This window comes from Sphingomonas arantia (genome assembly GCF_042682045.1).
In the GTDB taxonomy this organism is placed as follows: Bacteria; Pseudomonadota; Alphaproteobacteria; order Sphingomonadales; family Sphingomonadaceae; genus Sphingomonas_R; species Sphingomonas_R arantia.
Genome location: NZ_JBHUGS010000002.1, coordinates 1,204,104 through 1,221,753, shown reverse-complemented (window position 1 = coordinate 1,221,753; position 17,650 = coordinate 1,204,104). Strand labels below are relative to the sequence as shown.

The following is a 17,650-nucleotide window of genomic DNA, read 5'->3' as shown; positions in this document are numbered from 1 at the left end:
ACATACGGCGCGGCCACGAGTGCCAGGCCACCGACCTGCTTGGCAAAACCCTTCATCCCGCCCTCGGCCTGCTGCGCGACCTGGAAAATCTGACCAATCTGGCTTGCGAAGATCTGGAAGGGCGGGGCGCCCATGGCCGCCATCGTGGCCACGTCGTTGATCTGATAGGACAGCTGCGCCATGCTGCCCGCGCCGCGGCGGGCAGATGTTGCGCTGGCGTCGTGCGAGCGGCGCACTTCCTCGATGCGCCCGGCGAGGACCTGCTGCTGACGTGCATATTCCGCGGGCGCCGTGGCACCGGTCCGGTACAGCCTGGTCGACTCCGCGATCTCATCGTTTAGCCGCTTCGTGGCCGCGTAGAGTGGGTCGGTCGACGCGCGCAGCCGCTCCGCTGCCGCCGCATCCGCCATCTGCGCATCGTGCGACCCGCGCACCTCGTCGGCGAGCCTCTTGTGCGCCTCAGCTTCACGCGTGACCGCGGCGGCGGACGAAGTGCGGGCCCGGGCCTCCTCGGCCGATTGCATCTCGCGCATGGCTTGGGCACCCGACCGGACCCGCTCTTCGAACAGCTTGTACGCGATTGCGGCGTCGCGCGTGGCGATGGCATCGGCCTCGCGCTTGGTGGACGCGGTGGCGGCATCAGCCTCTTTCATGGCAGCCACGCCTTCGCGCACCTTGGCGTTGAACAGGTCGTACGCGTGCGCCGCCTCCCGCGTCGCCGTCGCATCGCGTTCGGCTGCCGCTACCGTCTGCGCCGCTGCCGCTGCCCGGTCTTCCGCCAGCGCGTCCGCCGCCTGGCCGGCCTTCCGCATGGCCGCAAACTCGGCGTCGTACAGCTGCTGCTCGGCCGCGCGGATCCGTCCCGCCAGTTCGATCTGGCCGGCCTGCTCCGCGGCGAGCGCGGCGGCCGCCGCTTTCATCTGTCGGATTTCAGACGTCGTCTTGCCGAACACCGACGCCTGCCGTTCGAGCGAGGCCGCCATGCGCTCGCCGGCCTGCTCGATGCGGTTCAGCTCGCGCGCGGCCGCGATCGCCGACTTGGCCGTCTGCTCGGCGAACCGCACCATCTTCTCGGTCGCCGGGGTCATGTCACCGACGCCCTTGGTCGCGGCATCGATCCGGTCCAGGTCGCGGATCGCCTGCGCGCTGACCTTGTCCACGACACCGCCAAAGCGGTTGAGATCGGACACGGCTCCGCCGGTCGCCATGGCCAGCTCGATTTCGAGCGAAGCAATCTTCTGACCCATGGCGACCTCCTTTCTGTTCAGCCAAGCACGGCGCGCAGCTGCTGCTCTTCGGTTTTGGGATCGATGTCGGCACGACCCGGCGACCAGGGCGCGGGTCGGTTGCGATCCTCGGCGGCACTCAGTTCGGCGAGATATTCGGCGGACAGCTTCCGCAGGGTCCGGAACTCCCACGCGGACAGCCGCTGGAACGTGCCGTCCGCCCAGTCCCGGATGGTCGACCAGCCGAGCGGGACCTGCCCCATGGCGCCGACATCCGCCGGGCCGACTTCCATCAGCCAGTCGAACACGTGACGGGCGGTGAGGGGCGGCAGCGACGGATCGACCTTGCGGGCCTTGTAGCCTTCCATCCGCGCCGGGAGCTTCGTCTCCTTGCCGCTGCCATCCTTCCACCGGGGGATGGCCAGCAGCCAGGCGACCTGACGGACGTAAAGGCTCAGCTCTTCGCCGAGCCCTTCGTAAAATTCGACCAGTCGCCCAGGTGGGCGTTAGCCTGCTCGACGACCCAGCCATACTCACGATCGGCGTAGAGGGCGCGGAACAGATCCTCGCCGATCGCGCCGTCGGCCGGCGGATAGTCGAGATGGTGGAACGACACGGTCACGTCGGTCAGGAAGTTGACGGTGTCGGCGCGGAGCAGGTCGGCGGTCAGTTCCGCCTTTTTCTTGCTGCGGACGAGCGACCGGTTGGTACGCTTCGCGACCGCTGCCTCATAGGCCGGGCTGCCGGCGCTGTGGAACGTGATGCCCACCGCTTCCTTCGCGCCGTCGATCGTCTCGAACAGCGGCTCTTCTTCGTCCGGGCTCTTCAGGTGCATGAACGAGGTGAGGGCGGGCTTGTAACGGGTGATATCCATGGATGCGTCCTTCGCGGGAGGATGGTGCGCCGACCCGGCCCAGACCCGCGACAGCGGACCGGATCGACACATGAGGGGGATGCCGGCGTCGCGGGCGCCGGATCTCGGGAAGGGGTTAGGCCGCGTTGACCTTCACGACCTTCGTGTTGATCTCGACCGTCGAGTTGGTCATCAGCACGTTGGTCGCGGAGCCGACCGTCTCCGGGGAGCCGAATACGCGGCCGCGGAAGTAGCGCTTGTCGCCGTTCGGGAACGTCACGACGAACGAGCCCATCGCGTTGTTGTCCGGCTCGCCCAGCGTGTTCATGATCGTCTGGCCGGCGTCCGCCCTGTCGGTCGCCATCGGGATCTGAAGCGATCCGTAGTTGACCGGCCCCTTGTGCTTTTCCTGCGGCCCGGCAAGCGGCTGGAAGCTGTTGACGGCACTGGTCGCACCAAAAGCGGGAATGCTCTCGATGCCGCCAACGGTGGTGTACGTCAGCGCGGCATAGCCGGCCGCATCCATGGTTCCGGGTGCGGCGACGGACACGCCCATCGTGGTGCCCGCCGAAGTCGAACTTGGCATGATGTTTCTCCAGGGTGGTAACCCGCATCAGCGGGGAGTTTTCGCCCGGCGGGCAAAAGGGGTGAGTATCCCGAGCGCGAGACATCAGGACCAGTTAGACGGTTCCCAGCACGAGAATGCCGGCATCGGTGCCGTCGAGAGAAAGGATCATGGCGTCCGTGCCGTCGAGAGAAAGAGCGTTTGCAGGGATACCTGTCCCGCCCGCGCTAACGGCAATCGGCCGCGTCACGATCTCGACCGTAGCCGTCATCATCAGCACGTTGGTCGCCGAACCGACGGTCTCCGGCGAGCCGAACACGCGCCCGCGGAAGTAGCGTTGGTCGCCGTTCGGCAGCGTCACACGGAACGTCGCCTGAGCACTGTTGTCCGGATTCGCGAACACGCGCAGCAGCGTCTGCCCGGCGTCCGCTTTATCGACCGCGATAGGCAGCTGCAGTGAGCCGTAGTTGACCGGGCCTTTGTGCTTCTGCTGACCGCCGGCAAGCGGCTGGAAGGTGTTTACGGCGGACTGCGGACCGAAGGCGGAGATGCTCTCCACCCCGCCGATCACGGTATACGTCAGCGCACCGTAGCCGGCCGCGTCCAGCGCCCCCGGCATTGCCGAGGAAAGCGCCAGCGTCGTGCCGGCGGAAGTGGAACTGGTCATACGGTGCGCCTCGCTGATGGAATGCGTTAGACGGACGGTGTCTGGGCTGCCGGCGTCTTGCTGGGAGACCGCTTCCGGGGCTTGCGCGCGACGGTCTTCTCACCCTTTGCGGCCGCGACTTCCGTCGCAGTTGCCTCGCGTACCAGCCCCGCCATCTCCCAGTCCCCGAACTGGCCGGCGTCCATGCCAATGATCACGGCGTTCTGGGCAAATGCGTCGTCGCCGTGCGTGATCTGCTGCAATGCTACGGCGTGCTTTTTGGAAATCGTCATGGCTGTCTCCAGTGTTGTGAAAGGTCAGGCGGGCTCGTTGAAGCTGATGCGCAGGTCGATGCTGCCCATGAAAATGTCGGCCGCGTCATTCATGAAGTCGGGTCCGGCACCGGCGAACAACACCGCGACCTGGTCAAATCCGGCGATCGTGCCGGTACGGTCCGCACAGGCGCGCTCCGCGGCGCGGAGGATGGCTGCGCGCGCCAAGCCGCTCGCGGCTCGCGCAGTCAGCTGGACCCGCTCCGTGATCAGCCAGACGCTCTCCGCGGCGAGAAACTGGACCTTCGTCCGACTGATGCACGTCGCGACCAGCGAGGGGAGGGGCGTACCTTGCGGCAGCACCCAAGCCTTGATCTGGTCGATCGGCACGAGGGTCGTGACCAGATCGAAACCCGTCAGCAGGTCACCGGCGATCAGCACGCCGCTCATTCCGCCGGATCCTCAGGTGCGGGTGTTTCGATCCCCGCCCGTGTCATCTTGCCCGCAATATGCGCGCTGATCGCGGCGATCGCGGCGGTCTCGCGCGTGTCCACCGCTGGCCGCATGAACGGGTAGGGCCGGGCACCGGGGTGGTAGACCGTCGAGCCAACGAACATGCCGCCGATGACCAGCGACCCGCGCTTCGCCTCCAGGTTGATCCGCCGGACCGTCTTGCCGCCGGTCTGATCGTCGTCGACGCTGATGAAGTGGGGGTCGGTTCCGAACTCCAGCCACGGCGCCTTGAACGCGCCATCACCCTTCGTCTGGATCTTGGCAGTCACGATGCCCTTCTCGGACCGGCTACTGGTTTGGATCGTGCCGCGGACCTCTTCAGATCGGCACTCTTCGCGCGCGCCCTCGGCGAACACGTCTGCGCCGGCCTTCAGCGCTGTGCGCAGGACGTTCCGCTCGATGTTCTGGGGCAAAGCCGCCAGGAACGCGTTAAAGTCGGCGCCGCCGCGCATCGTCACGCTCACGCGGTACCGCCAGCGGTGGAATAGTCCTCCGCCATCATCTCGAGGCCGCCGCGGCGGCCCAGCATGGCGGGGCCGGCGATGATCTGCATCACCCGCTCCCCGTGCAGGATCCGCATGTCGGCCGTGATGTCGTCCCGCCACCGAATGCGAACGCGTGCGCGGCCGGTGGCGAGGACGAGGCCGTCGTCGGTGCGCTCGCTTCGGCTGGGCAGCAAGTCCTGAACGCCAGCCCAGACGGTATCGACCGGAACCCACTCCTCCTGCCCGGCGCTAGCGAAACCGGTTGCTGCAACCTTGCGCTGGAAGGCGATGCGGTCTGGCAGGTCCTCGGACCGCAGCGTGATGTCCGACATCAGACCCTCCACCGTCGGTAGGGGCGGCAGAGCCCGGTCGCGGACGCGATCGCGGCGTCGGACAGGCTGCCGCGGCCGTCGTACATGGCGGCGATCAGTACGAGCATGGCGCGCACCAGCTGAGCGGGGACGGCGCCGTTGGCATAGCCGGCCTGCATCGTCACAGTGATCACGGGCGAAGATGCTGCGCCTGCGGCGCGTGCGCCCGCACCGAACCACCCGGACGGGGCGACCAGGGCGAGCTGCGCGGGGCGCTGCATCGGCGCGACGCGGAAGTCCGCTGCATCCAGCGAGACCATCGCGCCGCCGGCGAGGTACTCGACCTTCGTCACGACGACGTCCGGCCAGGCGGACAGGTTCACCGTGTTCCGCAGCGCGCCGACAACCTCGACTACTTCACGGCGCACCAGAAGATGGCCGGTGTATTTCTCGACCCATTCGCGGGCCGCGGTGATCGACTGCTCGATCAGGGCATTCTCGGCCGTGCCGTCGAGGCGCAGCTGTAGTTTCGCAAGTTCCAGCGAGACGGGCTCGGGCATAGATCACCTCGCATCGCTGGGTTGCCCGGGGCGGGCCAGGGGGAAGAACCCGCCCCGAACGTCGGTCAGGCTTCCGCCTGATTCTTGAGGTTCTTCGCGACCGCAGCTTCGCTGCCGAGGGCCGGATCGTTGAAGTCGATCTGGTTCGCGATGCGCGGCTGACCCTTGCGTGGGTTGTTGTCGACGGCCGGATGATCGACATCGATGCGCGCGACGATCTCGGGTTCGATGAAGGCGCCGCTCGCCGCGACATCGGTGGCAGGCGTCAGACTGTCCTCGGTCATGCCGGTCGTATCGGACACGCCAGGAACGCCAGAGGGAGCGATGTCGGTCGTGTCGACCGTGGCTTTGGTGCTGGCCATGATAATTTCTCCGGGGGAAGGGGCCGGCGTCCTAGCCGGCCCCGGTGTGTCAGGCAGCGATGCGCAGCGCGCGCATGGCTGTCGGGTTCTTCACGCCGCCACCGACCCGCTTGGTCGTGTAGAACAGCACGAAGGGCTTGGCGGTGTACGGGTCGCGAAGGACGCGGACGCCGGTGCGGTCGATGACCTGATAGGTCTCGACCATGTCGCCGTAGAGCGCCGCGACGTTGCCGGCCGCGACGCCGGGCATGCCGGGCATATCAACGACCGGCTCACCCGCGAGGGTCGGCGGCACGCCAAGCGCAAGGCTGGGCTGCCAGAGGTAGCTACCGTCTGCCGTCTTCAGCTTGCGGAATGCCGCCTGCGAGCCGCGGTTCATGTAGAACTTGGCGTTCGCGAGGAACTCGGCTTCCAGGCTTGCCTGCAGATCGAACAGCGCGTCGCTGGTGACCTTCGTGGCGTCACCCGAGTTGAGCGCGAGGATCGCGCCGTACGGATGCTTGGCCGCATTGCTGCCGCCCGTCACGTAGGTCAGCACGCCGTCTGGCTTGTTGGACCCATCACCCGACAGGAAGGCGATCCCTTCCTGCTTGTCGAACTCGCCCGACACCTCGTCAGCGAGCCATGCCTCGATGTCGATCTCGGCATCGTCGATCAGTCCCTGCGACGCCGCCGGGTTGGCATAGAGCTCACCCATCGTGAAGCCGAGCGAGGTGAGGCCGGGGGTGACGGTCTGCGGGCGGGCGGCGGTTTCGCCGACCCAGCCGCTGCCGACCACGCCGTCGGAATAGACTTTCTTGAAGCCCGCACCGCTGATCGTGATGACCGAGCTATTCTGGCGCATCGGGGAGATCACCTTCTGGCGCTTGCTGATCGAGCGATCCCACTCGATCGGCGCCAGATAGCCGCCTTCGCCGTCGGTTTTCGTTGCCGCGGCGCGCAGTTCTTCCAGCTTCGCGGTCGGCGCGCCGCCCTTGAAGTAGGCCTGGAACTGGCCGGTATATTCCGGGTCGCGGATCTTCTCGCCGCTATCATTGCCGAGGGCGGCCTTCAGGTTGACGCTCTCGATCGCGGCCTGGAGCTTGTCCAGCTCGCCTTCGATCTTCGACAGCTTCTCCGACGTAACGACGTCGGTCTTACCCGCCTTGATCTCTTCGAGCTGGTCGCTGTGCGTCTTCTTGAACGCCTCGAATGCGACACCGAGGGCTTCGATGCTGTCGGGCTTCTTGGGCTGGGCTTCCGCGCGCACGGCGATGAGGCCCCGGCCCGTCGCGGCGGTGCCGCGCAGGTTGGTCATCATGTTCATGTCTGTTCCTTCAGACGGTTAGGGCAGCAAAGAGGCGCGAGAGATCGGCCTCCGGTTCATCGCCAGCGCGGGGCGTGGCAGGGTCGGCAGCGTTTCGCGTGCCCATCGCGCGATACAGGTCCCGCCGCTCGGATCGCGGCATGTCCAGTTTTGCGAGAAACGTATCGAGCGACTCCTTGTCGCTCGGAAACTTGGTGGCCTTGGCATAGACCGGCATCTCGGCCTGCCGCTCCATCAGCACATCCGCGAGGCCGGCGTCGATCGCCTCCTGTCCGCGAAAATAGACATCTTTGCCTGCGATCAGCGCCTCGAACTCGGCGACCGGGCGGCCGGACCGCGCCGCGTAGGTCTCGCACATCGCGGTATCGACGTGGGCGAGCGTCTCCCAGGCGTCACGCATCTCCGACTTGGTGCCAAGAAACAGCCCGCGTGCTTCGTGGATCATGATCTCCGCGTTCGCGGCGATCGCGATCTCGTCGCCAGCCATCGCGATGACGGAGGCCGCCGACGCCGCGATGCCCACCACTTCGACACGGACCGGTGCATCGTGTCGGCGCAGCAGGTTGTAAGCCGCAACGCCTTCGAAATAATTGCCGCCCGGCGAGTTGATCTCGACGGTGATCGGCTTGCCTGCCACCGAGCGCAGCGCGCCGGCGATACGGCTGGTCGAGATGCCGCCGCCATCGCCGTCGTCGCCGATGTAACCGAAGATCGAGATCGTCGGACGGTCGGACGCCAGCGCGGTCACCTCGACCTTCTCGAAGTCGGCGGCCAGGGCGCGGGTCTCGAACTTCCAGTCCGAACCGGAGCCGATATTGCCGATCTCGGGCGGGCGCTGGGCGGCCATCACGGCCCGGAGACGGGTGTAGATCATGTCTCGTCCTCGACTATCGTTGCGGCGCTGGTGCCGGGGCGGGGGAGGTAGTCGCCCCCGGGCTTGGGGTTCATGTCAAAGGACTCACGCGCCTCGTTCTGGACGACCCACGGCATGCCGCCGCCGGAGCCCAGCGCGCGTGCCATCACCTCGGCCTGGTCCTTCATCGAGCCGCGCAGCAGCGCGCGCTCGTTGAACTTGGCGTAAAGCATGGTGCCGTTGCGGGCGCGCTTCTCGCTGACCGACAGCAGCCGCCACACTGCCTCTTCCCAGATCACGAACCACGGCAGCAGGCAGTAGACGACGAAGTAGAGGCCGAGCTGCTCGATGCCGCTGCCCCAGGCCGTCTCGTCGAACATGAGCAGGGGGCGGGGGACGCCAGTGAAGCGCGATCCTTCCTCGGCCTGGCGCTTCATCAGTTCGACAAACTGTGTATCGCGCGCGGATCCGGAGAACGGTTTTGCTTCGAGCCCTTCTTCCAGGACCATCCACTCGCCAGCGTTGTCCGCGCCGGAATACTGTTCCCGCATGTCCGCCTTGAGCCGGGCATAGGCGTCGTCGGACAGCGCCTCTTTCGCCTGCAACGCGCCGCCGGCCATCACGCCACTGCGCAGTAGCTTCGACATCGCACGATCGGCCAGATGGGCCAGCCCGATTGTGTCCGCCGCGACCTCCAGCAGGCCGAGCCCGTTCAGCCCATCGAGCGAAACCGGCGCGCGGAAGTGGAACACGTCCTGGGGGTCGAGGTAAGTCGTCCCACCGGACTTCGGTGTATGCTTGAATCGGAGGGTCGCGCCTCGCCGCTCCTTCTGCACTGTTCCGCGGTCGTACGGCACGAGCGCCTGCACCTCGCCGTTTAACCGCACGACCTGCGCGAATGCGTTCCCGTCGAGCACCGCTGCCAGCTGCATGAAGCTCTTGAACTCTGACGGCGACTGAAACCCGTTCGGGTCGAGCTTCAGCGTCTGGTACAACCGGTGATCGGTCGCCTTCGACGTGGTGCCGTCTGGCGCGCGGCGAAATAGCGAAAGTGGCAGCATGCCCATCGACCCGGCGATGAGCGACGTTGCCCGGAAAAAGACCGAATTGCGCATTGCCATGCGGTCGCTGACGGCGACACCTGCGAGGCCCTCACGGCCGCCGCGAATGAAGGATGCGAGGGCGGGGTCGTCACCGTCAGTGAGGCTGTGTGCCTGGTAGGCCGTGATGGGGGGGCCACGTCGGCCGCTGGCGATCTCAGCTCCGCGTGCGGTCGAGCGTCGAAACGCGGCGGCTGCTCGGTATGCGTCAGGCGACATACGCAATCACCTCCCTCATACCCGGCGCACCCCGCGCGATTCGTAGACCGACTTCTTCTTGGGCTTCACGCTGGCCGTCGCAGCACCGACGGCCATTGCCGTTGTAACCATGCCGTCGATCCGGCCCCGTGACCGCTTCTTGTCGAAGGCCCGGTTGCCCTGGCCGTCGACGTCGATCGCGGCGTTTGCCGCGCAGCTGTAGGTCACTGGCGAACTGTCGATCAGGATCCGCTGGTCCAGGATTGCGTCCTCGGTCCGCGTGATCGAATGCGGCATGCACAGCTGCCGGTCTTCGAACATGACCCGCTTGCCCTGGGCATGCGCAACGATCTTCAGACCGCGTCCGATGGGTTTGTCGGGGCCGCCGTAAAGCCAGACCTCAAGTCCGACATCGGTGCAGGCATCGATGAACCCGGAAATGAACGCCGGATCGACCACCAGTTCCTGGACGTTCTGCTCGGCCTTCAGCTGTGCGACCTGCATGGCAACGAACGTGTAATCGATCGTCGAACCGGGGGTCGCGACGAGGAAACCGTCTTCGACCCACTCGACGTACGGGGCCTTGTCATTCTCCGCTCGATCTCGAAGCCCCTCGCGGGTCGTCCAGTACCAGCTCTTTACCGCCAGAGGTTCGTCGCCGATTGGCTCCCAGGCAGCGGAGAGGGCGGTTAGATCGTTCTTCTGAGAAAGGTCGAGCGCCAGCCGGCAGAACCGGTTGCGCATCGCCGTCTCATCGACCGGGCCCTGCACTGCGGACCATTTTTCCTCGTCGATCCAGAAGTCGGCCGCCGCTGTGTCGATCCCGAAATACAGCCGCTTCACGCTGGACTTGGTCGAGGGCCGGAGCAGCGCGGACGCAACCGTCTCGCGAATGTTCGTGATCGGGAAGGTTTCGCCAAGCGCGGGCAATGACTTCTGCCAGCACGCCTCGTTCTCGAACACCGTCTCGCGGTCGGCCTTGTCCACCCGGGCCACGAACGCGAACGCGCTGTCGTCGCGCGCCTCTCCCTTCGCGATCTGCTGGTACATCTCCGACCATGCAGTGCCGACGTGCTGCGAAGTGGCGGGCGTGTTCGTGCCCATCAGCATCAGAGCGTTACCCGCGACCTTATCAATGCCGCGTTTCCACGTCTGAAGGACGTTCTCGTCGGTCAGTTCATGGATTTCGTCGCCAGCGACATAGTTCGGCCGCGGGCCGGACAGGCTCTCGCCGCTGGCGATAGGCTGAAAGAACGACCCGCTGTCCGGATGCTCGATCTTCCAGACGTTTTCGAGCTCGCCGCGCAGCACAACTTCGCCCAGCGCTTCAAGACTTTCACCGTCGTCGTGCTCGGGGATCGTTGCGCGGCACATGGCCGCGGCGTCGCGGAACAGTACGTTGGCGGTCTTCTTGTCCTCGCCGATCGCGTAGCACTGCGCGCGGGCGATGCCGCACCAGCCCATGATGTAGACGCCGATGGCGCCCATCAGCGGCGACTTGGCTTGACCCTTGCCGGTTTCCAGCCAGCCCGTTCGGTACCGCCAACGGTTGGTATCCGTGCGCCAGCCGAACAGCGAGCCGACAACGAACGTGTGCCACTCCAGCGGATAGAATGGCTGGCCGGCAGATGGGCCGTCCGTCACCTGGAAAACTGACGGCAGGAACTCCAGCGCGTGTGCCGCCTCCTCGGGTCGCCAGTATATGCCGCGCCGCTCGCCGTCGCGGATATCACGCAGGTGGCGCTCGGCTGCATGCTTGACCAGGTCGCCAGCCGTGAACAACTTGCCGTCGATCGCGGCCCGGGCCCACGCGGTGGTGGGGTCCGGGTCACTGAGGAACCTATTCGCCACGCTTTTTCAGGTATCGGTCGGCGCCAGTAGTGCGGCGCGCGGCCTTGACGACCTTGGCACCGGCCCCGCGCTCACGTGGCGAGATGCACAGTTCCTTTTCCAGCGCCTGCGCCTGGCTGGCCGCGTTCGACATCGTCGTCCACCACGGGTTGTACGTCAGAACCTTGGTCCGCGGCGCAGGCACGACCGGCCCCAGCTTCAGCACCGCCTTGGCGGAGATGTCGAAGGTTACGTAGGCGACGACCAGCCGCTGGATCGCGTGAGTGTTGGCAACCGCCAGCTTCTCTGCGCTCCGCATCTCGCTGATGACGCGCTTCCAGTGCTCGGAAGCGGTTTCGCGGTCGGCTTTTCGGCCGAAATACCGCGTCCAGTTCGGTTCGGGTGGAACGCCGTCGCCGCCGTCGATCGCAATAACATCGGCCATCACGACCTCCCGGCGGAGGGGGCCGAAACCCTCCCCCCTCAAAAATTGCTCGCGGTGCGCATGGGGGACGGTGTCGGTGTCCTGCCGGGCAGCCCCCCAGACTTATTGAGGGGGGGTGGAGGTCAGCGATCGCGGTTCCATGGATGGTCGGTCGACGTCGGTCGGCCCGACCGCCCGATGCCGCGCCCCTCGATTGGAGCCTTGTACCCAAACTGCTCGGCCGTGACCTCAAGGTGGCACGACTTACACAAGTTGCGCGTGTTGCTGTCGTCGTCCGTGCCGCCCTTGTCGAGCGGCACGATGTGATCGACCTCAACCGCCAGCGTAGTCCGTCCCCGATCGGGGCAGCGCTCGCATAGGCCGTGGGATCGAGCTAGCCTCCGCTTGCGCTGAGCAACACCAGCAGATCCACGCAAACGCTGGACCATGACGCCTCCGACCAAACGACGCACGGTAGTTAACCTTTTGGTAACTTTTACCCGACAAATCATTGAAATGGCGGTAACCAATCCGACCGCCGAGGACTTGGCATGGAACACGTCAGGATTGTCGCGTCGGACTCATACCAAACCGAAGAGGACCGGCTGCGAGAAAAGCATCTTCGTGCGTTCGTGGCGTGCATGGAGCGCGGCCGGCTGGACAAGCTACCCGATTACAGGATCCTAACTCCCCAGCCGCCGCTGCCGCGCGGACTAGGCTTACTCAACCTAGTTAAAAAGATGGACTGATGGCCGGGTAGCTGGTCACCATCGCGCTATCTGGACCAGTGTCGTTGGTCACCAAACCTCGATTTGGGCGAATCATTTGCCGTCTGTTACGGACGTGACATGACCAATCAGCCACAGATCATCGAGCGCGCCTACCAGATTGCCCGCTTGGGCAAATGCAGAGACGTCGGTGACATCTCGCGTGCGCTAATGCGGGAGGGTTACGACTGCGTCGGCCAGCACCTGTCCGGGAAGGCATTGCGACAAACCCTACGCCAGCTTCTAATCGACGCTCGGTGCCAACCCGCTAAGGCTTCAACTAGCGCGGAGTGAACTAGCCCGATTGGATCTGCCGGATATCCGTAGGAGAACCCCGGAAGCATGGCTTCCGCAGGGGGATGGCGAGGGCGGTAAGGTCAGTGGACCAACCGGCTCTATGCTCGCACTCAGCCGCTGAAGCGGCGGTGCCCGACGTCACAACAACGACAGGATGGGTGTCCTATACCTCGTTCGGCGGCAAGAGGAAAGAGGCAACTTTCACTCGCATCTTGCCTCCGAAACATACCAGCGCGAACTTGCCATCGCTTCCCTCGACGATGCCGGTGAGTCCCGCGAACCCGCCATCCGGCATCTGTACCTCCGACCCGACCGCGACATGGTGGCGCCTGGCACGCCGTGCAGCGTCGGTCTTGCGATCGCGGGCACGTTGCCGCTCCTGCTGCCCCTGCTCTTCGATCGCACGCACGCTACCGATCTCCCCATCCGCGATCAGCGGAATGCGGCCAGTATGCCGGAAAATAGAGAACGCGGGATGGGGGTTACTCGGTAGGCCAAGGCACCGACGGAGTTCCGCCAGGTGCCGGGCACGCACGAACACGAAGGTCGGCATGATCGGGAAGTCGCGCTCGCGCTTTGCGCGGCTGCGTGGGACCCGGATGAGGCGCGTCGTTGTCGGGGTCCACGCCTCGATGCCGGCAGCGGTGAGGGACCGCGCCAGCGCCAGGGTGCGCGGGCCGCTGGTTCGCAGGATGCACCAGGCGGAGGCGAGGATCGCGGGGGAGGGCATCATCGCGCCTTGCTCGCCTCCCACAGACCGACCCGACGCAGACTGCCATTTTCGGCGTACAGGCGAGACATCGACGGTTCGACCATGTCGAAGTCCGCCCAGACACTCAGGTCGGTTGACGCGCCGTAGCGCCAGGCGTGCAGGTCCTTCGGCAGCGAGCCGGGGCTGCGCTGGGACACCGTCACGCCTTGCTGAACCCCACGCCGATAACTGCGCTCCGACACACGGGCCAACAGCGTCCGCACAACCGCCTTCGCCTCCTCCGGCAGGGCGTTGAGGACGTCGTCCGGGATGCCATCGGTGATGTCGTTCGCGGCCGGGTGGTACTGGGTCATGGTCCGATCCTTCACGAGTGGGCGGTGGTGGCTGGTGCGGCACGGGAAGGCGGGCCCGGCATCTCCATCCGGCGGTACCGCTCGGCGGTGGCGCTGCTGAGCGCGCGGGCTTCGTCGGCGTCGGTGTCCTGCGCTTTTCGGCGCCCCTCGATCCAGGCGACAGGCTCCGACCTGCCCTCGGCGCTGACGATCGCGTCCCGGGTCCAGGCGTCGCCGTTCTGCTTCCGCCACTTGCCGATCAACTGGCGGGCGGTCCGGTCCGTCATCCCGGCTCCGCACAGCAGCGTGACCCCGGTGTCGAAGATCACCTTCGACAAATCGGGCGGCGGCGCTTCGGCGCCAGTAGCGTTAGCTACTGTAATACTGTCCCGTCTCGTCACGTCAGCGGGGACATCCGCGTTCTGTCCCGGTTCGGTCCCCGTTCTGTCCCGCGGGACAGTAGGTGGGACGTCCTCGTCCTGTCCCTCTTCCTGTCCCAGCTTTCTCGCACGCCACTGAGCCTTCCGAGCGCGTTCCTTGACGCGCTTGTCCCACGCCACCAGCGCCTGTTCGCACAGGGTTGGATGGTACAGTCGACCGTCGCTGCACTTCACGAACCCGTGCAGAGCCCGCTCGCGCAGCTTCCGGAACGTCTTGATATCGCGCCCTAAATCCGCAAGTCGGCAAAGTGCAGCGTCATCGTCGGGCAGCGATCCGGCCGGGCATTGCGTCCAGGCCGCCCACCAGAGCGTCAGGCCCGCACGCCACTCGCTGTCGTTCGCAAGCGCATCGAACTCGCTGCCGAACAAGCGCTGGCCGAGTAGCGGCATGTACTCGAGGCCGCGCAAATCGCAGTCGGGCGGCGTCATTGGTTCTGGAACCGTCACGGATAATTTTCCTCGAGTTCGCTGTAAAAAGTGCTGCCACGCACCGCAGAATTGCCGCCGAAGAACCAGCCGAGGGCTTTGCCGGTCGGGCCGCTGCGACGTTTCGGAACAAGAAATTCGATCTTGTTTCGCACCGCGTCCATGTCGGTCTGCCATGCTTGGTACTTCGAACCGTACTGGTCCTCGGGCTCGGTGCGGCGCAGATATTCCTCCTCGCGGTAGACGAAGAGGAGGATGTCGGCGTCCTGCTCGATCTGGCCGCTGTCGCGTAGATCGGAGGCCTGCGGGCGCTTGTCAGGGCGCTTCTCGACCTCCCGGCTGAGTTGCGCGACGGCCATCACGGTCAGGTTCTCCGCCTTTGCGAACTCCTTCAGACCGCGGCTGACCTCGCTGGCATGCTCGTACGGCGACAGGCCCTTTCGGCTGGGTGTCATCAGCTGGAGATAATCGACGATGACCAGTTCGAGCTTCTGACCACGCGCGGCCAGCTTGCGCTTATGGGTGCGCGCTTGGCGCACGAACTTGGCCAGCGTCAGACCCGATGTCTCGTTGATCTCCAGCGGCATCTCGTCGAGGCGGCGCTTCGCCTGCATGACGGCGTCCAAGTCCGTGCGACCGACCGTGCCGTCGCGGATGGCTTCGTAGGGTACGCCGCCATGTGTGGTGAAGCACAGGTCGGCCAGCATCCGCCGGGTCAGCTCGTCCGCACTCATCTCCAGCGAGAAGATCAGCACGCCGTGGCCAAGGCTCGATGCCCCCAGCGCATAGGACGTCACCAGCGACGTTTTGCCCATGCCCGGCCGACCGCCGACCACGACCAGGTTTGTCGGTCGCAGAACGCCGAGAACCTTGTCCAGTGAACCGATCATCCCGCAGCGGACGCCGACGATCGGCTTGCCGAAGCTCTCGATCACGATCTGCGCATAGGCTCCGACGGTCGCCTGCGCGGTCGCGGTCTGCTCCGCGAGTTCGGCGACCGCCTCGTCCGCGTTGGCGACTAGTTCCTCCTTCGCGATCGTCACGTCGCGGGCGGACGCGATCACGTCCTGCAGTCCGGCGACGAGCCGCCGACGGCTCGACAGCATCAGGATCTGCTCGAAGTAGGCTTTGGTCTGCGCTCGGGTTCCGGCGTTCAGCGATGCCGCGGACAGGGTCGAGAATGCGCGCGGCCAATCTTCCTCTCCCGCGAAGAACGGCGCCAGCGTTACGGCATCGACCGTCGCCCCGGCTGCGTACTGTTCCAGCATCCGCGCAAAGATCGCGGCGTAAATGGGCACCGAGAAATCTACGGGGCGGCAACGGTCCGCGACGAGGTCGATCAACCGGTTGTCAGCGATCATGTCGCCGAGCAGGCTGAGTTCTGCTTTCACGTTCTGCAGTGGCGCGGCGGGACTGGCGTTCGCCAGCTGCTGTTCGAACATCCCTGTCACATGCGCACCCCGCGCAGCTGGTCGTTATAATCCTTGAACCCGGCGGCCGGGTACATCTCGACGACGTCGATGCCGCGATCGAGATAGGCGGCGCGCGACTGCTCGACAGCGGTCCTCCCGGCCGTGTTGTTGTCGCCAGCCAGTGTGATCTCGCGGACCTGCGCAGGCAGCTCCAGACGTGACAGCAGTGCCGTGCCGCAGGCGACCAGCACGGGGCGGTCCGGGATCTCCTGCGCAAGCGACAGTCCATCCTCTGGACCTTCGCAGGCGATCACCTGCGTTGTGCTGCCGATGTCGTGCCCGGTGGCGCGGAATGCCGACCCGACGATGATGCCGAGCGACATCTTCGGCTTGGCCACGTCCAGCTTCCCGCGTCCGTCCGGCGCCAGATAGATCCGCTGGACCCCGACGACCGAGCCGGTCGCGTCCTGCAGCGCGCAGACCATCGCTGGCACGCGGGCTGCGATGACATCGCCGCTCTCCTGGTCGCGGTAGTCGAGCAGCGCGAACCGCACGGTGTCGGGCAGGGGTGCGGTGATGCCGCGGTAACGTATATACGTTTCCACAGCTGTGCCTTCGGAGGGCAGAGCTCGACGCCAGCAGTCCTGTCCGATCCGGATGCGCCGCGCTGTTGCGTCGGCAGCGTCCTGCTTTCGCTTGGTCCGCTCCTCGTCCGAGATGACGGGGAAGGTGTCGCCGGCGAGCACGTGGAAGGCATCGCGGAAAGACAGCCCCTCGGCCTTCGTCAGGAAGGTCATCGCATCGCCGACCGCACCGCAGCCCCAGCAATGGTACGTGCCCTTGTCGTCGTTGACCTCGAACGAGGGCGACCGTTCTTCATGGAACGGGCACAGGCCGACCATCTCGCGCTTGCCGCGGGGTTTCAGCTTGGTCTTGCGGCCGATGATTTCGGACAGCAGGTGACGCGCCTTGGCGTCGGCAACTGCTTGCCTGAACTCGTCCTGTCCGAGGCGCCGATGCATCATCGCGGGGCTTGCCCCTTCTCGGCTGCGATCATGTCGAGCCAGCATGCGGTCAGCGTATTGACGCGGCGGATCAGCACCTCGTGGGGCGTCAGCTCGTGCGCCTCGGTCAGGTTGTCCGCCTCGATCGCGATGATCGCCGGCAACAGCGTGGCAAGCGTCAGTGCTGCCTGATCGTCGCCGGTGCAGACGGCGTTGGCGTCCGCCCAGCGCCCGCCGACCAGACCGAGCAGCGGATCTGCGAACCGCCCGCCCCATTCCTTGCAGCCGAACAGGAACGTCGGCAGGTCGATCGCCGCCGCGGTGTTGGCATAGGCCGCCGCGCGGTCATCGGACTTGCCCAGCACCCGGCCCATGTCGGCCCAGGTCGTTCCGTCCTCGGTCTTGATGTCCGTCAGGATGGCGTTCTGCGCATCGACCGCGCTTGACGCGGAAAAGGTGCGGCGCTGGCCGTGGATGTTCGGTGCGTTCATGCGGCAAAAGCCTTCTCATGACGAAAGACAGGAAAGCCCGGGACAACAACCGCATGACGGTCATCGCGATCGCGAACCTCATCGCCGTGCTGGTCGACACGATGCGCCGGACGGATATGCCGAACGACGTCATCCACGGCTTTCTCGATGGACTGGATCGGCTGAACGGGACGACGCTCTACGGCGCAGCCGGGGCGATGCTCGACGAGGTCGTCGATATCGTCCGCGCGACGGTGCCGGTAAATGATTGAGGGGGCGCACCGTC

The 17,650-nt window shown here is 65.8% G+C and carries 24 protein-coding genes; 1 reads left to right on the top strand and 23 read right to left on the bottom strand.

Features of this window, described 5'->3' with window-relative positions; translation table 11 throughout:
* The 23 genes from ACFSGX_RS11470 to ACFSGX_RS11360 all read right to left on the bottom strand — a co-directional run.
* Nucleotides 1-1,247: phage tail length tape measure family protein (locus ACFSGX_RS11470; protein ID WP_380929982.1), on the bottom strand; the 1,247-nt coding region annotated here is incomplete at its 3' end.
* A 17-nt stretch (nt 1,248-1,264) separates the two neighbouring features.
* Nucleotides 1,265-1,594 carry a hypothetical protein gene (locus ACFSGX_RS11465; RefSeq protein ID WP_380929980.1) on the bottom strand — a complete coding sequence of 110 codons (330 nt, stop codon included), beginning with the start codon at nt 1,592-1,594 and terminating at the stop codon, nt 1,265-1,267.
* 86 nt (nt 1,595-1,680) lie between these two features.
* A complete protein-coding gene (locus ACFSGX_RS11460; protein WP_380929978.1) occupies nt 1,681-2,100 on the bottom strand; it encodes a hypothetical protein in 420 nt (139 codons plus the stop codon).
* A gap of 115 nt (nt 2,101-2,215) precedes the next feature.
* The gene (locus ACFSGX_RS11455) at nt 2,216-2,665 is read right to left on the bottom strand and encodes a hypothetical protein (protein ID WP_380929977.1); all 450 of its coding nucleotides are present in this window, start codon (nt 2,663-2,665) and stop codon (nt 2,216-2,218) included.
* A gap of 94 nt (nt 2,666-2,759) precedes the next feature.
* Nucleotides 2,760-3,311 carry a hypothetical protein gene (locus tag ACFSGX_RS11450; protein WP_380929975.1) on the bottom strand — a complete coding sequence of 184 codons (552 nt, stop codon included), beginning with the start codon at nt 3,309-3,311 and terminating at the stop codon, nt 2,760-2,762.
* Between the two features lie 26 nt (nt 3,312-3,337).
* On the bottom strand, nt 3,338-3,583 hold the full coding sequence (locus ACFSGX_RS11445; RefSeq protein WP_380929973.1) for a hypothetical protein: 246 nt from the start codon (nt 3,581-3,583) through the stop codon (nt 3,338-3,340).
* A gap of 24 nt (nt 3,584-3,607) precedes the next feature.
* Nucleotides 3,608-4,012, bottom strand: a complete 405-nt coding sequence (locus ACFSGX_RS11440; RefSeq protein ID WP_380929971.1) for a hypothetical protein — start codon at nt 4,010-4,012, stop codon at nt 3,608-3,610.
* Nucleotides 4,009-4,539 (bottom strand): HK97 gp10 family phage protein, encoded by a 531-nt coding sequence (locus ACFSGX_RS11435; protein WP_380929970.1) that lies wholly within the window; start codon nt 4,537-4,539, stop codon nt 4,009-4,011. Before ACFSGX_RS11435 ends, ACFSGX_RS11440 begins: the two co-directional genes overlap by 4 nt.
* A complete protein-coding gene (locus ACFSGX_RS11430) occupies nt 4,536-4,892 on the bottom strand; it encodes a head-tail adaptor protein (protein ID WP_380929968.1) in 357 nt (118 codons plus the stop codon). The genes ACFSGX_RS11435 and ACFSGX_RS11430 overlap by 4 nt, the downstream gene beginning before the upstream one ends.
* Nucleotides 4,892-5,431 (bottom strand): head-tail connector protein, encoded by a 540-nt coding sequence (locus tag ACFSGX_RS11425; RefSeq protein WP_380929967.1) that lies wholly within the window; start codon nt 5,429-5,431, stop codon nt 4,892-4,894. Before ACFSGX_RS11425 ends, ACFSGX_RS11430 begins: the two co-directional genes overlap by 1 nt.
* A 65-nt stretch (nt 5,432-5,496) precedes the next feature.
* A complete protein-coding gene (locus ACFSGX_RS11420; protein ID WP_380929966.1) occupies nt 5,497-5,793 on the bottom strand; it encodes a hypothetical protein in 297 nt (98 codons plus the stop codon).
* Nucleotides 5,794-5,842: 49 nt separating this feature from the next.
* On the bottom strand, nt 5,843-7,099 hold the full coding sequence (locus ACFSGX_RS11415) for a phage major capsid protein (protein ID WP_380929964.1): 1,257 nt from the start codon (nt 7,097-7,099) through the stop codon (nt 5,843-5,845).
* A gap of 10 nt (nt 7,100-7,109) precedes the next feature.
* Complete coding sequence (locus ACFSGX_RS11410; protein ID WP_380929963.1) at nt 7,110-7,973, bottom strand: head maturation protease, ClpP-related; 864 nt, start codon at nt 7,971-7,973, stop codon at nt 7,110-7,112.
* The gene (locus tag ACFSGX_RS11405) at nt 7,970-9,073 is read right to left on the bottom strand and encodes a phage portal protein (RefSeq protein WP_380929961.1); all 1,104 of its coding nucleotides are present in this window, start codon (nt 9,071-9,073) and stop codon (nt 7,970-7,972) included. The genes ACFSGX_RS11410 and ACFSGX_RS11405 overlap by 4 nt, the downstream gene beginning before the upstream one ends.
* A 213-nt stretch (nt 9,074-9,286) precedes the next feature.
* Nucleotides 9,287-11,101, bottom strand: a complete 1,815-nt coding sequence (locus tag ACFSGX_RS11400; protein ID WP_380929959.1) for a terminase large subunit — start codon at nt 11,099-11,101, stop codon at nt 9,287-9,289.
* Nucleotides 11,091-11,525, bottom strand: coding sequence for a P27 family phage terminase small subunit (locus ACFSGX_RS11395; RefSeq protein WP_380929957.1), 435 nt, complete (start codon nt 11,523-11,525; stop codon nt 11,091-11,093). The genes ACFSGX_RS11400 and ACFSGX_RS11395 overlap by 11 nt, the downstream gene beginning before the upstream one ends.
* 122 nt (nt 11,526-11,647) lie before the next feature.
* On the bottom strand, nt 11,648-11,953 hold the full coding sequence (locus ACFSGX_RS11390; protein WP_380930041.1) for an HNH endonuclease: 306 nt from the start codon (nt 11,951-11,953) through the stop codon (nt 11,648-11,650).
* 778 nt (nt 11,954-12,731) lie between these two features.
* Nucleotides 12,732-13,301: a hypothetical protein gene (locus tag ACFSGX_RS11385; protein WP_380929955.1), complete on the bottom strand. Its 570-nt coding sequence runs from the start codon at nt 13,299-13,301 to the stop codon at nt 12,732-12,734.
* Entirely contained in the window at nt 13,298-13,633 is a 336-nt protein-coding gene (locus ACFSGX_RS11380) for a hypothetical protein (protein WP_380929953.1), read from the bottom strand. The genes ACFSGX_RS11385 and ACFSGX_RS11380 overlap by 4 nt, the downstream gene beginning before the upstream one ends.
* Nucleotides 13,634-13,644: 11 nt before the next feature.
* Entirely contained in the window at nt 13,645-14,499 is an 855-nt protein-coding gene (locus ACFSGX_RS11375) for a hypothetical protein (protein WP_380929951.1), read from the bottom strand.
* Nucleotides 14,496-15,920 carry a replicative DNA helicase gene (locus ACFSGX_RS11370; protein WP_380929950.1) on the bottom strand — a complete coding sequence of 475 codons (1,425 nt, stop codon included), beginning with the start codon at nt 15,918-15,920 and terminating at the stop codon, nt 14,496-14,498. Before ACFSGX_RS11370 ends, ACFSGX_RS11375 begins: the two co-directional genes overlap by 4 nt.
* Nucleotides 15,921-15,925: 5 nt before the next feature.
* Nucleotides 15,926-16,960 carry a DUF7146 domain-containing protein gene (locus ACFSGX_RS11365; RefSeq protein WP_380929948.1) on the bottom strand — a complete coding sequence of 345 codons (1,035 nt, stop codon included), beginning with the start codon at nt 16,958-16,960 and terminating at the stop codon, nt 15,926-15,928.
* Nucleotides 16,912-17,385 carry a hypothetical protein gene (locus tag ACFSGX_RS11360; RefSeq protein ID WP_380929946.1) on the bottom strand — a complete coding sequence of 158 codons (474 nt, stop codon included), beginning with the start codon at nt 17,383-17,385 and terminating at the stop codon, nt 16,912-16,914. The genes ACFSGX_RS11365 and ACFSGX_RS11360 overlap by 49 nt, the downstream gene beginning before the upstream one ends.
* Before the next feature lie 53 nt (nt 17,386-17,438).
* Here ACFSGX_RS11360 and ACFSGX_RS11355 point away from each other — a divergent pair, with 53 nt between their 5' ends.
* Nucleotides 17,439-17,636: a hypothetical protein gene (locus ACFSGX_RS11355; protein WP_380929944.1), complete on the top strand. Its 198-nt coding sequence runs from the start codon at nt 17,439-17,441 to the stop codon at nt 17,634-17,636.
* Nucleotides 17,637-17,650: the final 14 nt, after the last annotated feature.